Here is a 12,835-nt window from a genome sequence, read left to right as displayed (position 1 = left end):
TCATTTAAATAAAAGACGGGGTTTCATACACTTATGACAGTTCAATCAAGTAGATAAATATAAGACGGTTAGCCAGCTGAAGCTCGGTTAACCGTCTATTTATTTCTTACTTATGTAGTTATAATGTACACAGTTACCTTACAAGATGATGCGGAAAATGATGTTCATGGAGATGATGAACAGTAGCATGATTGTCGCGAAGCCGATTACTAAATACTTAAGACGCAACGTGAAAAGCCCTTTATGATCCTGCACGGAATTTGTCTGCTCAAACCAACACTTCCGTTCGCATTCCTTGCAATAAAATCGATAGTGGACTTGATGGGTTGTTTTTGCGAAAGGACCTGCCCTCACTGTGAAGTTTTTCTCTTTTTTCGGCGTAAAGGCAAACTTCCAATCAGTCTCTGCCAATTTGAAATGCAATGCATGTGGGCAGTCGACTGATTGGAATTCATATTGGAACTCATCATACCAATTCTGGGCGATCAATTCTTTTTTATATTTTTTCATAATTACTAGTACAGCTGTAATCACCAGAAGGACGGCGATTGCAATGAAAATGAAGAGCACGGTAAGCTGCCTCCTTATGTCGCAATATATCTATTAATTTATCATACCCTTCCTACTTCAACTTCTCCACCTTCCCATTAAAACCAATCCCTTCGTATGTCACATCCTCAAATGGGTCTTCGCTATATTGGTAGTATAGAAACCCATTATCCGATACAAGTCGATTAAAGTTTATAGCTCCAACGGTCGGAGATTGGGCAGTGATCCTATCGAAGGATTTCTCCTTGTCCATGATGAAAGTTAAATATACTCTTTTATTTCCTTTAAATTGCAAGATCTCTTCCGTTATCTCAAAGGCCCTGTCTTCATTCGTAATAAACAGCTCGTCTGTGACCGACCAGCTCCAAAATCCTTTGGAAACAGCATATACTTTGTACCCTTCTTTATATGGTTTTATGGCTACTTTTTGGTTCTTGCTTATGACATATCCGACGCCCGGCTCCCCTTTTACATCTTCTAGCGCTGCATCGGCAGTAGAATTTACTATGTATTCATCCCAGACAAAGGATTTAACTAAAAAGATACCGATATTAATGCCACAATGAGTACATTTTTTCTTGACGTTTTAGTATCCTTTTGCCCAGACATCTAGGAAACCCCCTTTCTTGTAAGCAATATGAATTGTTATTCATTGTACAAGTAATTTCAACCTTGAACAATATAGAGAGCATGAAGGGGACCTTACACCCAATTTCATATTTTTTGAATTTCGAAGCTGATTGATTTAATCAAAAAAATCACCGCATTTACGATACCGCAGGATTGCCCTAGTAATCGGGCTCCTTCCCGCTATCTATCTGCAAATTTTCTCTTCTAACAGATAGGCATAAAGGATCATGAATCATCTTTTATCTGAATACCTGAAAATAAAAGAGATGAAAAGTATGGTAAGCTAGTTGTCGGGTAATGAATGGCTGATGGCGAACAGTCCAGATCATTAGGGAATTTATATTTGATAGTTTGTGGTCTTGTGAATTTATTAAAACGGAAGGGGGTTATTGTCGATCGAGGCTAGATCCATAAGCAGTGCAAACCGCTCGGTATGGGAGAAGCTATCGTTTTTAACTATAAAGGGAATGTTTAGCAACTTGTATAGGCATCGTAAAAATTTTGTTTTCTAGGTAACTCCCCCTTTTACAGCAAGTTCCTTATCCGATCACGCGATAAAGGATTGCTCCCTTTTTCATTCTTCTTAAATGAAGGGCATGACGCCCCTCTCTTCTGGAAATCCATCCGACTTCCCATCATGCTTATTTATACCCGAATCGTTTTCAATCCGAGTTATCGGATAAACTGAGGAGGAATAAAGAACTTGAGACTTTTTAAAAAAGCAACTGGAATTGGAATGACCGCAGTGTTAGCAATTGGGCTTGCTGCGTGTGGAAATGCTGATGCAAAAAATGATGATGAGAAAATATCCGGAACAACTGGAAACGTTGGTGAATCAGTCGACTATACAATTACAGGGATTGACCCTGGATCTGGACATATGGAGCTGACAGCAAAAGTTCTTGAAGAATATGATCTGCCAGATTGGAACGTCACTTCAGGCTCCGGTGCCGCGATGACGGCCGCTTTAAAAAGGGCTTATGATAAAGAAGAACCGATTATCATAACAGCGTGGAGTCCGCACTGGAAGTTTTCAAAATTCGACTTGAAATATTTAGATGATCCTCAACTGATTTATGGGGATGCCGAGGAAATCCATACGCTAGGACGTACAGGGTTCAAGGAAGATTTCCCTGAAGCCTACACGATTTTCCAACGTTTTTCATGGGATATGGATGATATGGCGGAAATTATGATTGCGATTGAAGATGGCGAAAAACCTGAAGTGGCTGCACGTACTTGGGTTGATGATAATCAAGATAAAGTATCCGAATGGACAGACGGTGTCGCTAAAGTGAACGGTGAGACGATCAAACTTGTGTATGCGCCATGGGATAGTGAATTGGCAAGCCATAACATGATGAAAATCGTTCTCGAAGATATGGGCTATGATGTCCAGTTATCAATGGTAGAACCAGGTCCTATGTTTTCAGCTGTTGCTGACGGAAGTGCAGATGCAACATTTGCCGCTTGGTTGCCAAACACGCATAAAACATATGTTGAGAAGTTCGAAGGCGAATTTGAAGATATCGGTGTAAGTATGGTAGGCGTCAAGCAAGGTTTGGCAGTGCCAACCTATATGGAGGGCGTCGATTCAATTGAAGATTTAAAATCGAATTGATGATTGAAAGCGATTCCACATGTTGTGATGCATGTGGAATCGTTTTTTGTCCCTTTTAATTTTTTCTTCCCACAGGTCGAACCCGTTATGAATTTAGCTGCGCGCCTTTATTAGTGACTTAACTCGGAAACCAATAAATATAGCGATTAATCCAAGATTGAAAATGGCGAACGCCCACCATGGAAAATTGGTAGATTCATCAATTTTTTCATCCAGCTGCTTGATTTCCTCGCCTTCTCCCAATGCATTCAAATCTGCTGCCGCATTGGCAAGTTCAGTTGTTCTGTGACAAATCGTCGTGGAAAGAGTGCCAGCTACATACATATTACTTGCCGATGCATACACCAAGTATTTTTGTCCCTTTTCAAAAGAAATTCCACAATCACCACCGCTTAACCCCGTTGTAATGGCAATTTCAGATTCATCTATTCCCTTCCAAGTTTCATCCACATTAAATTGGACCGTTTTGCCATAGGAACCTCCAAGGAGTTTCCTGTTCTCATCAACTTCAACAACTTCCCCGCTGAAAACTGCATCCGCCTCATTGAGCGCGTCCTCAGGCGGTGGCGGCATGACGCATGAACAAGCTGAAGCTTCTAACGGTTGTAACGATAGAAGCATGACGAACAAGAATCCAACAGGCAATATATATCTTATTTTCCTCACGCCAACCCCTCCCCTTTGAAGAGTAGACGCGGTCAAAAGAGATTCGTTTCAAATTTCAATTAACAAACTGGAAGAATAAGTGATTCTTCATTATTTTTCGGTGAGTTAACAGCCGAAGAGACACTATATGCGTCCATTTGAGCCTCATCAAAAGGCTTTAGCATATTCCCCAGGAAATGAATATCGGAATTCAACGGGTCTAGCCAAGCCGCCTCATCTTCCCTTTTCAAAATGACAGGCATTCGATCATGAATTGGTTTCATCAGCTCGTTCGGTTCAGTAGTAATGGCAGTACATGTATGGAGTAATTTGCCGTCTGGGGATTGCCAAGTCTCCCAGAGCCCTGCGATTGCAAACAATTCATCGTTTTTCAACTTGATTCGTATCGGGATCTTTTCACCGTTTTGTTTTTGCCATTCATAAAAGGAATCAGCAGGAATGATACAACGTTTTTTACTGAAGGCTTTTCGAAAACTCGGTTTTTCTGCTACAGTTTCCGCCCTTGCATTGATCATTTTATAGCCGATTTTCTCATCTTTTGCCCACGGCGGGATGAGCCCCCAACGTAAATGACCGAGACGATTTCTCTTTCCATCATTGATAATAGCCGCGACTTGTTGTGAAGGTGCAATATTATAGCTGGGAATATAATCACTTTCTGCAAAAGCGGCTTCAATATCAAAACGTTCCATGATTTCATAATACGGTGCGAATAGGGTAAAACGACCACACATGAACATCTTCCCTTTCTTTTGAGACTATTTTGTTAATCGTACCATGAAAATGCGATAGAATCATGATAGGCGTTATGGAAAGGATGATACCATTGAAAAGAACATTGGTCATTAGTGACATTCATGGGGAACTGGGTTTATTGGAAAAGCTATTAGAAACTGCGAACTACGATGCGAAAGCAGACCAACTAATTCTATTGGGCGACTATATCGATCGCGGCCCTGATTCCAAAGGGGTTCTTGAGAAAGTGATCCAGTTGAAAGATGCTGGGGCAATCGTATTGAAAGGCAATCATGAGGATATGATGGTTAAAGCATTGACGACAGATGATGAAAGAGCATGGAAAAACTGGACAAACCGTAATGGCGGAAGCCAAACGTTGCAAAGCTATGGGTTTTCGGAACACCAATTTATCATTGAAGAAGATGAGCCATTCGAAAAACCGATCATCTACTCTGAAAAGTTAGAGGAGCATCTTCAATTCATTGACACCCTGGAGTATTATATAGAAACGGATGACATCATTTTCGTCCATGCCGGCGTCCATCCAGAGAAAACACTTGACGAGACAGATCCATATGAACTCATTTGGATCAGGGATTTATTCCATAACGGTTATTGCGGAGAAAAGACCGTTATTTTTGGCCATACGCCAACGAAAGTTTTACATAAGGACAAGCAGAACTTCTCTGTTTTCTATGGGGAAAATCGAATAATAGGAATCGATGGCGCAGCAGTCTACGGAGGACAGTTGAACTGCCTTGAATTGCCGGGTAAAACCGTTTACTCAATAAAAGCGGAGCATCTTCAACGAAAGAAAGAGGAGAAAAATAATGACAAACAAACCGTATAAAGCTATAGTAACAGATCGCATCTTTTTCGGAGGTGTGGACGCGATTGAAGAGTTGATGGCAAACGAGAAGATTGACGTCATCTATGACTTGCGTGCAGACGTTGACGGAGAATTGCCAAGTGAAATCAGTATTCACCAACCGTTATTGGACGATGCAGAATCCCAAGACGATTCGATCCGAGAGGCTGTGAATAAAGTGATGGAAGCTTATCGTGAAGGTAAAAACGTCTACTTCCATTGCAACACAGGCAGAGGCCGCGGCGGCACACTCGCTGCAGCCACTTTACTTGAATTGGGCAAAGCGGAAAACGTGGAGGAAGCGGAATTGATGACCGAAGCGATCCGACCGGAAACGAATATTAAACCAGCCTTCAAAGAAGCATTGAAAAGGCTGTATAAATAAGGTGTTCAGGATTTTGTACTAGAAACTTAAAAATACTCATGAACAGCAGATAGGAGCTGTCGAACAGGACATTAAAAGACGTTTAATTGACCGTAATGCCTGTTTTTGCTGATCCAGGGGCAATAAAAGAAAAAAGCTGTTCAGAAAATCAGTTTGTACTGACTTTCTGGACAGCTCCTTCTTTCCTCACTTCTTCTTTCTTCTACTTTCCTTCTTCTTCACTTCCTGTTCGATCTTCTCGAATCGCCTAATATCAGTCGGCCTCACCGTTATCGGTTCCTTTCTAAGCAGTTTCGCTAACGAAAACATTAACAAAATAAGGAACAACGTGAATGGAAGTGCAGATACAAGCGAAGCTGATTGCAATGCTTCCAAACCGCCTGCATATAGCAAAACCGCAGCAATTGCAGACATCAAAAAGCCCCAGATCATCTTAACGAGCAACGGCGGGAATAAACTTCCCTTCGTCGTCATACTTGCTAAAATATACGTAGCGGAATCTGCCGAAGTAATAAGAAAGGTGAAAATAAGAATGATCGATAAGAACGAAACAATTCCAGTAAACGGCAAATGTTTCAGCGTTTCAAAAATGGCGGAAGTCACTTCTGCATCGACCGCTTCCGCAATCTGTGTCCCCTTGTTCAAATCGCTATACAAGGCCGTGCCTCCCAAAGTCGCAATCCACATACATGCAAACACAGGAGGAATAATCATAACTCCGGCAATGAATTCACGTATCGTACGCCCTTTCGATACCCTTGCCACAAAGGCCCCGACGAAGGGCGACCAAGCAATCGTCCATGCCCAATAGAAAATCGTCCATTCCCTAACCCATGTTCCTCCTTGATACGGTTGCAATCGCAAGCTATATCGGATGAAATTATTAATATAATCCCCTATCGCCAATGTGAAGCTTTCCAATATGAACACTTTCGGCCCGACTATGAAGAAAAATAAAAGCAATGCAATGGCCATGGCCAAATTGAAGTTACCTAAATATGCAATCCCTTTATTCAAACCCGAAGATGCAGAAAGCATATAAGCGACGAAAACGATGAAGATAATAATGAGCTGTATTAAAAAACTATTTTTTGTATGAAAAACATACTCCAGACCACCGCTCATCTGCAATACACCCATGCCTAGCGAAGTAGCAATCCCCATTACGGTAGCAATAACCGCAAAGGAATCAATGCCCGTTTTCAGATGTTTATTAGAACCGACCAATGGTTCAAGCGCTGTAGAAATAAGCCCATCCTTTTTTTTCCGAAACTGCAGAAATCCGATCACGAGACCTACAATGCCGAAAATCGCCCATTGCGAAATTCCCCAATGGAAGAATGAATATCCCATCGCAATCCGGGCCGCCTCTTGTGATTGCGGCTCCACGCCTTTAAGAGGAGAGATGAAATAATGGCTCATCGGTTCCGCAACTCCCCAAAATACTAGGCCGACACCGAATCCTGCTGAAAACAGCATTCCAATCCAAGTGAAGAATGGATAATCCGGCCTCTCCTCATCCCCTCCTAAACGAATTGCTCCAAATTTACTTATAGCCAAACCGACTAGAAATATGACGATAATGAATACCGTTAACAAATAAAACCAACCGAACTTTGTTGTTGTAAAGTCATATAAGTGCCCCGATACCTTTCCAAAAGGCTTCGGAATGACTGCTCCTATGATTACAAGAATAAAAATAATGACGGCCGATATCGAAAACACCGGGTTTTTCCAAAACTTTCTGTCCAAAACAAAATCGACTCCCATTTAGTTAGATACTAATCCTATACCCTAAAACTCCTATAAGGTAACGTTGATCAGCAAATTAACTTGGAAGTCGATATGATTAAGCTTGACGACGTTTTCTCACAGTCACTAAGTAAAATGCAAGTACCGCAAGCACAAGCAGACTCGAAAGCAGATAAACATTTCGATACCCTAGTTGAACTGCGACAATGCCGAGCACAAACGAGCCGATAGCAAGTCCAGTATCAAACAACGTGAAAAATGTCGCTGTCGCATATCCGCTTCGATTATGTGATGTTGACTGGATGGCAAGTGTCTGCAAACTTGGGACAAGTGCACCATAACCTAGACCAACACATGCACCAGCAAGAAGGAATAATCCTCCGGAATTCATAAAGGCAAGTATGAGCAGCCCTAAGAAAAACAATACAAATCCAGGAATCAATATAAATGCAGGACCTTTTTCATCAAAAATCTTGCCTGTAAAAGGTCGACTAATGAGCATAACAGCAGCGAATACAACGAAAAAGAAGCTTGCAAGTGGAAGCAATCCTTTCTCCTGCGCATAAATCGACAGATAGGAAAGGACACTCGCATATGAGAACGCGATAAGACTTGCTAACAATGCGATGGGCATCGCTTTTTTTTCGAATAAATCATTCCAAGTAAAAAGTTTTGATTGCACAGCAGCCCCTTCCACTTTCACATCCGGAATGAGAACAGCAACTAAAGCCCCAATGATGATAAGCACACTCATCATGATAAACAAAGCATCATAGGAGTATGATTGAATGATGAATAAAGCTACAAAAGGTCCTATTACGACAGCCAAATTGGTAGACATCACAAAATAGCCAAGGCCGGCACCGCGTCTTGTCACTGGAACGATGTCAGCCGCAAGCGATCCTGCTGCAGTCGTCACAATACTGAACCAAACACCTTGGAAAAAGCGTAGCGCAAGCAAACCTTCGAAAGGTGTGATGAAATAATAGAGGATCGTACAGATGAGGTAGAAGAATAAGCTGATCCATAGCATTTTTCTTTTGCCTGCAAGATCAAGCAACTTCCCAGTAAACGGCCGGACAATAATGGCGGACAATAAAAAAATGGTCATCAATAGACCAGCTTCTTCATCCGTTCGGCTAAGAGCATCTTTTGCATAGAGCGGCAGCGTAGATACTAAGCCATAAAAGACTATGAAAACGGACAAGTTCGTAAAAAACAGACTAATAAACGACTTTGTCCAGATTGGTTCTTTATGATTCAATGGATGACTCCCCTTCTTATTATATTTTTTTCAACAAGTTCATTAGAAGCTTCTCTTCCTCTTCGGTAAGATTCTTCAATGCATTATCTTCAAACTGAATAATCGTTTGACTAATTTCAGCAAGCTCTACTATTGCTCTTTCTGTCAATCGAACATTTTTTTCCCGACGGTCCTTTCCTTCGCGCGTCTCTAACCAACCCATCTGTTCCAACCGATTGACGGTCCGTGTAATTGTCGGCGCCTCCACATTCAAGTACTTCCAAATCTGTGTCAGCGTCATTTCTCCATGTTGAAAAATACAGTAAATAACAGTCCACTGAGCTGCGAATAAATCATGCTTTTTTAATGCTTGATTTAGCTCCTTGCTCAAAAGGCGTGATTTCTGGAACAGCTCATGAATAATAGGATTCATTTTTTGCACCTCTTTATTTACTTAGGTAATGATTACTTAGGTAACTAATATAGTATACTTCGACTCACGAAGCTTGTAAAGGAATAAAAAGCCGCCACCGTCATTCGCAACGGTTTGCGGCTTTCATTAATTTTCAGCGGTTGTTATCTTTTGATCTTTTGGCAAAGCCAGCCCTGCAAGGCCAATAAACGGCAAGAATGAAGCGATGACCATCGTTGGGAAGATGCCGATCACATCCATCAATGAGCCTATCACGACAGCCCCGATAGCACCCATTCCAAATGCCAGTCCAACTGTAAGACCTGCCATTGTTCCGATTTTACTAGGAACGAGTTCCTGAGCATAGATGACTGTCACCGAAAAGCTAAGCATGATGAAAAATCCGATGAAGACCAATAATATGCCCACTGCCCATAACGGCATATGCGGAAGCAAAAGGCAGAGCGGCAATGGTACTAACAGCGACAGCATAATAACATTTTTTCGACCAATCCGATCTGCCATCGGCCCTCCGAAAAATGTTCCGGCAGCACCAAGCGCCATAAAGAGGAAGATATACATTTGCCCTTGTCCAATCCTCAACCCATATTCATCCATTAAATAAAAAATATAAAAGCTAGTTACATTCGTTACATAAAATGATCTGGCAAAAATAATGATTAACAACAACGTCAACGCAATGCCAATTTGTTTTTTCGTTAAGTCGCCGATGGAGGAAAGCAATACTTTTTTCCGGTTGTTCTTTTTCTCCAATTCCAATTGCCTTTTATACCAAGCGGAAATTCTCGATAAAATTATGATTCCAAGAGCAGCTACGACGATAAAAACAGCCGCGCCTTTCTGGCCGAGCGGAACTAATACAAACGCACTTATTAAAGGCGCCAATGCTTGTCCCGAGTTCCCGCCGACTTGATAGATTGATTGTGAAAGCCCTCTTTTCGATCCGGCTGCAAGGAAAGAAACACGTGAACCTTCCGGATGGAAAACCGCTGATCCAAGCCCTAATATGATAACCGATAACAAGATTAGCCAATAGCTTGGCGCAATAGCTAAACCTGCCATGCCGATGAGGGAAAATGTCATTCCGATTGGCAGCGCATAAGGCATCGGTTTTCTATCACTGAAATAACCGACAACCGGCTGAAGAAAAGAAGCAACAATGTTCAATGAGAATGCTATGAATCCGAGTTGCGTAAAACTTAATCCCCTTTCCTGCTCCAATATGGGAAACATCGCCGGTATAACCGCTTGAAGGGTATCATTCAACAAATGGCAAGCTCCGATCGCAAACATAATCGAATACACTGGATTTGCGGGGTTTTGTGTCTGTTTAATTGATGTCATAGAAATCCCACGCCTTTTAATAAAATTTGACAATATGTACAGTATACATGAATCTAGAGCGGGATTGGCTATATTCCTTAATAATCTGTTTTCAATCAGTCCGTGTTAAAATCCTGGAATTGCGGGTAGATTACATTGTAAATACTCGAAAGGATTGACGTCTAGATGGCGCTACCAGCCAATATTCCTGTGACGGCCCTGTTTCCAGTGACACTTTTGTTGTTGACTTTCGAAATTGTCCTCGCTTCATACAAATCGCTTGCGCCTAAGTGGACAACAAAGCTTGCCCTCGGAAATCTCATCATCAACTTGTTCTGGACAGTTCTAATAATTGTTTTACTGCTAAATCCTAAACTCGTCCAACCTTATCTTGCCAGTCTCCTTGCTCAGGTTTTCCAAAGATCACCTGATGATATTTCCACTCATTCCTATCTGATCATCATGGGAATCGGACTAGCCTCCATCATATCCGTCACGATCGACGCCTTTACAGGTTTTAAGAAACTGAAAGGATAGTAATCCAACGTTTCGTGTTTATACTTGTATATTCCGGGAAAACAAAAAATGGCATCAACTTACAGAAATCGGAGGTGATACAGATGGCTAGAATCGCTGTCGAAAACCCTTTTGACGATGTGAAGATGGCATTGGAAGAAAAAGGGCATGAAGTGAAGATGTTTGAAAGCGATGAGAACTTGAATGGATATGACATCGGTGTTGTTCGAGCTATCAGTGACGTGAATGTCGATCAATTCGACTTTCCTGTAGTCGGTATCCAAGGAATGTCGGTTCAAGATGTCGTGAATGACGTCGAACAACGACTAAACCGCTAATTGACCACCACGGAAATAATGGTGCCTGCCACGAAACAATTCAACATTGTTTCAGTGGCAGGCACCAATTTTTTCAGTCCACTCTTTCCTTTTCCGTCCCCGCGACGACGACAGCTGCGGATGCATCCCCTACGACATTGACGGATGTTCGCATCATGTCCAGAACTCTGTCGATACCGGCAATTAAAGCAATTCCTTCAAGCGGCATATTGACAGATGTCAATACCATTGCCAACATCACCATTCCCGCGCCCGGAACTCCAGCTGTTCCAATCGATGCTAAAATTGTAATGAGCACGACTGTCAACAATTGCATAAACGACAATTCCAAACTATAGAATTGTGCGATGAATATAACGGCAACCCCCTGATAAATCGCAGTTCCATCCATGTTGACAGTTGCACCCAACGGAAGGACAAAGCTCGATATCTTATTAGGGACGCCTAAGTTTTCATTTGTATTTTTAATCGTCACTGGTAATGTACCCGAACTACTCGCTGTACTATAAGCGACAAGCGCCGCCGGGGATATCCCTTTGAAAAAGGTTTTAGGACTCATACCGGCAAACGTCTTCACCGCAGATGCATACACAATGAGAGCGTGAAGAATACAAGCGATATAAACCGCCAATATCACTTTTACAAGCGGCAGAAGAACGGATAGTCCATATTGGCCGACAACTGGTGCAAGTAAACCTAAAACACCGATGGGCGCCACTTTCATGACAATCCCTGTTATCTTGTACATCACTTCAGCAAATCCTTCAAAGAACGTATAGACAGGACGCGCTTTTTCACCGACCAAGGTTATCGCGAGACCAATGAATAACGCGAAGAAAATGATTTGCAAAACGTTTCCAGATGATAAAGCTGTGAACGGATTTTCTGGAACGATGTTCAATAAAGTCGTGATGGCACTTTGTGGTTCCTGTGTCGCTGCTTCCGGCGCTACCAATCCATCGGTTGAAACCGAAACGCCTTTTCCTGGTGAAATGATAAATGCCACCGTTAGTCCAATGACAATTGCGATTGCGGTTGTCGCCAAATAATAAGAGACCGTTTTGAATCCAATCCTCCCTAACTGCTTCGGATCGGACGTACTTGCAACACCGACTACCAATGTCGAAAGAATCAGCGGGGCTATGATGAATTTAATAAGCCTTAAAAACAAATCCCCGAACGGCTTCAGAAAATCGATAGAGCTTCCAAACACACTTCCCAAAATGACTGCCAACACGAAGGCGATAAAAATCTGCGTGACAAGATTGAATTTGATCTTCATACCTCTCCCCTTTCTTTTAATTGTTGATCAAACAAAATAGCTGCTTATACCAACATATACATTTAGTAGGGGTTACATGAGTGAATTCGAACAATTCAAAAACAGCCCCCTTTTCGCTTTCGCAAAAAGAGAGCCGTATCGATCAGAACCATCTGCCGACAATTGGATAATTATATGTCTCACCTTGCAATGACTTCACAATTCCAATAATCGGAACGATGATCGTCATCAATCCGAATACAATAATCATTGGGATACCGATTAAGAAGAAAATCAAAATCACCGATATGAAAATCAATGCACCCATCACCAATTGAAACAGGAGCGCTTGGATGGACAATCTCTTTATCTCCGAATCATCTACAACTAAGTAAAGTACAAATGGGACCAAGAAAGGAGCAAAAAACGCACTTGCGTGGACCAACACTTTCAACCCGGTATTCTCCATGAATAAAACCTCCTTAAATTCGACTTCTATACTACTTTATACG

15 protein-coding genes are annotated in these 12,835 nt (G+C 41.9%); 5 read left to right on the top strand and 10 right to left on the bottom strand.

The features are described from left to right. Positions 1-138: 138 nt before the first annotated feature. Both SLU01_RS12185 and SLU01_RS12180 read right to left on the bottom strand, forming a co-directional pair. A complete protein-coding gene (locus SLU01_RS12185; RefSeq protein ID WP_147058669.1) occupies positions 139-570 on the bottom strand; it encodes a hypothetical protein in 432 nt (143 codons plus the stop codon). Positions 571-622: 52 nt separating this feature from the next. Continuing rightward, positions 623-844 carry a hypothetical protein gene (locus SLU01_RS12180; protein ID WP_170232695.1) on the bottom strand — a complete coding sequence of 74 codons (222 nt, stop codon included), beginning with the start codon at positions 842-844 and terminating at the stop codon, positions 623-625. Between the two features lie 1,071 nt (positions 845-1,915). On the opposite strand from SLU01_RS12180, the gene SLU01_RS12175 reads away from it, so the two are divergent. Further along, positions 1,916-2,800 carry a glycine betaine ABC transporter substrate-binding protein gene (locus SLU01_RS12175; protein ID WP_147058710.1) on the top strand — a complete coding sequence of 295 codons (885 nt, stop codon included), beginning with the start codon at positions 1,916-1,918 and terminating at the stop codon, positions 2,798-2,800. 93 nt (positions 2,801-2,893) lie between these two features. Here the strand turns inward: SLU01_RS12175 and SLU01_RS12170 are convergent, their stop codons facing one another. Then, on the bottom strand, positions 2,894-3,466 hold the full coding sequence (locus SLU01_RS12170; RefSeq protein ID WP_147058665.1) for a hypothetical protein: 573 nt from the start codon (positions 3,464-3,466) through the stop codon (positions 2,894-2,896). Between the two features lie 59 nt (positions 3,467-3,525). Continuing rightward, positions 3,526-4,200 (bottom strand): SOS response-associated peptidase, encoded by a 675-nt coding sequence (locus SLU01_RS12165; RefSeq protein ID WP_147058708.1) that lies wholly within the window; start codon positions 4,198-4,200, stop codon positions 3,526-3,528. A 92-nt stretch (positions 4,201-4,292) separates the two neighbouring features. Between SLU01_RS12165 and SLU01_RS12160 the strand changes: the two genes are divergently transcribed. Together SLU01_RS12160 and SLU01_RS12155 are read left to right on the top strand one after the other, a co-directional pair. Further along, positions 4,293-5,054, top strand: a complete 762-nt coding sequence (locus tag SLU01_RS12160) for a metallophosphoesterase family protein (RefSeq protein ID WP_147058663.1) — start codon at positions 4,293-4,295, stop codon at positions 5,052-5,054. Continuing rightward, entirely contained in the window at positions 5,035-5,457 is a 423-nt protein-coding gene (locus SLU01_RS12155) for a protein-tyrosine phosphatase family protein (RefSeq protein WP_147058661.1), read from the top strand. Before SLU01_RS12160 ends, SLU01_RS12155 begins: the two co-directional genes overlap by 20 nt. Positions 5,458-5,643: 186 nt before the next feature. Here the strand turns inward: SLU01_RS12155 and SLU01_RS12150 are convergent, their stop codons facing one another. From SLU01_RS12150 to SLU01_RS12135, 4 genes are all read right to left on the bottom strand, one after another. Further along, positions 5,644-7,209, bottom strand: coding sequence for a BCCT family transporter (locus SLU01_RS12150; protein ID WP_373866420.1), 1,566 nt, complete (start codon positions 7,207-7,209; stop codon positions 5,644-5,646). A gap of 97 nt (positions 7,210-7,306) precedes the next feature. Next, positions 7,307-8,473, bottom strand: a complete 1,167-nt coding sequence (locus SLU01_RS12145; RefSeq protein ID WP_147058657.1) for an MFS transporter — start codon at positions 8,471-8,473, stop codon at positions 7,307-7,309. A gap of 19 nt (positions 8,474-8,492) precedes the next feature. Further along, a complete protein-coding gene (locus SLU01_RS12140; RefSeq protein ID WP_147058655.1) occupies positions 8,493-8,885 on the bottom strand; it encodes a MarR family winged helix-turn-helix transcriptional regulator in 393 nt (130 codons plus the stop codon). A gap of 126 nt (positions 8,886-9,011) precedes the next feature. Further along, complete coding sequence (locus tag SLU01_RS12135; RefSeq protein WP_174842649.1) at positions 9,012-10,229, bottom strand: MFS transporter; 1,218 nt, start codon at positions 10,227-10,229, stop codon at positions 9,012-9,014. A 165-nt stretch (positions 10,230-10,394) separates the two neighbouring features. Between SLU01_RS12135 and SLU01_RS12130 the strand changes: the two genes are divergently transcribed. Beyond that, positions 10,395-10,745 carry a hypothetical protein gene (locus SLU01_RS12130; protein WP_147058653.1) on the top strand — a complete coding sequence of 117 codons (351 nt, stop codon included), beginning with the start codon at positions 10,395-10,397 and terminating at the stop codon, positions 10,743-10,745. Positions 10,746-10,828: 83 nt separating this feature from the next. Beyond that, on the top strand, positions 10,829-11,062 hold the full coding sequence (locus SLU01_RS12125) for a YkuS family protein (RefSeq protein WP_147058652.1): 234 nt from the start codon (positions 10,829-10,831) through the stop codon (positions 11,060-11,062). 73 nt (positions 11,063-11,135) lie between these two features. Here the strand turns inward: SLU01_RS12125 and SLU01_RS12120 are convergent, their stop codons facing one another. Together SLU01_RS12120 and SLU01_RS12115 are read right to left on the bottom strand one after the other, a co-directional pair. Beyond that, positions 11,136-12,338, bottom strand: a complete 1,203-nt coding sequence (locus SLU01_RS12120) for a dicarboxylate/amino acid:cation symporter (RefSeq protein ID WP_147058703.1) — start codon at positions 12,336-12,338, stop codon at positions 11,136-11,138. 148 nt (positions 12,339-12,486) lie between these two features. Continuing rightward, a complete protein-coding gene (locus tag SLU01_RS12115; protein ID WP_147058650.1) occupies positions 12,487-12,792 on the bottom strand; it encodes a DUF4870 domain-containing protein in 306 nt (101 codons plus the stop codon). Positions 12,793-12,835: the final 43 nt, after the last annotated feature.

Origin of the sequence: Sporosarcina luteola, from assembly GCF_007991495.1 — a bacterium.
In the GTDB taxonomy this organism is placed as follows: Bacteria; Bacillota; Bacilli; order Bacillales_A; family Planococcaceae; genus Sporosarcina; species Sporosarcina luteola.
The sequence above is the reverse complement of the archived record's forward strand: the minus strand, read 5'-3'. Positions and strand labels throughout refer to the sequence as shown.

Coding starts and splice junctions, on each gene's coding strand:
- SLU01_RS12125 (WP_147058652.1), top strand. CDS start 10,829: ATGGCTAGAATCGCTGTCGAAAACCCTTTTGACGATGTGAAGATGGCA.
- SLU01_RS12115 (WP_147058650.1), bottom strand. CDS start 12,792: ATGGAGAATACCGGGTTGAAAGTGTTGGTCCACGCAAGTGCGTTTTTT.
- SLU01_RS12175 (WP_147058710.1), top strand. CDS start 1,916: ATGACCGCAGTGTTAGCAATTGGGCTTGCTGCGTGTGGAAATGCTGAT.
- SLU01_RS12130 (WP_147058653.1), top strand. CDS start 10,395: ATGGCGCTACCAGCCAATATTCCTGTGACGGCCCTGTTTCCAGTGACA.
- SLU01_RS12155 (WP_147058661.1), top strand. CDS start 5,035: ATGACAAACAAACCGTATAAAGCTATAGTAACAGATCGCATCTTTTTC.
- SLU01_RS12135 (WP_174842649.1), bottom strand. CDS start 10,229: ATGACATCAATTAAACAGACACAAAACCCCGCAAATCCAGTGTATTCG.
- SLU01_RS12165 (WP_147058708.1), bottom strand. CDS start 4,200: ATGTGTGGTCGTTTTACCCTATTCGCACCGTATTATGAAATCATGGAA.
- SLU01_RS12140 (WP_147058655.1), bottom strand. CDS start 8,885: ATGAATCCTATTATTCATGAGCTGTTCCAGAAATCACGCCTTTTGAGC.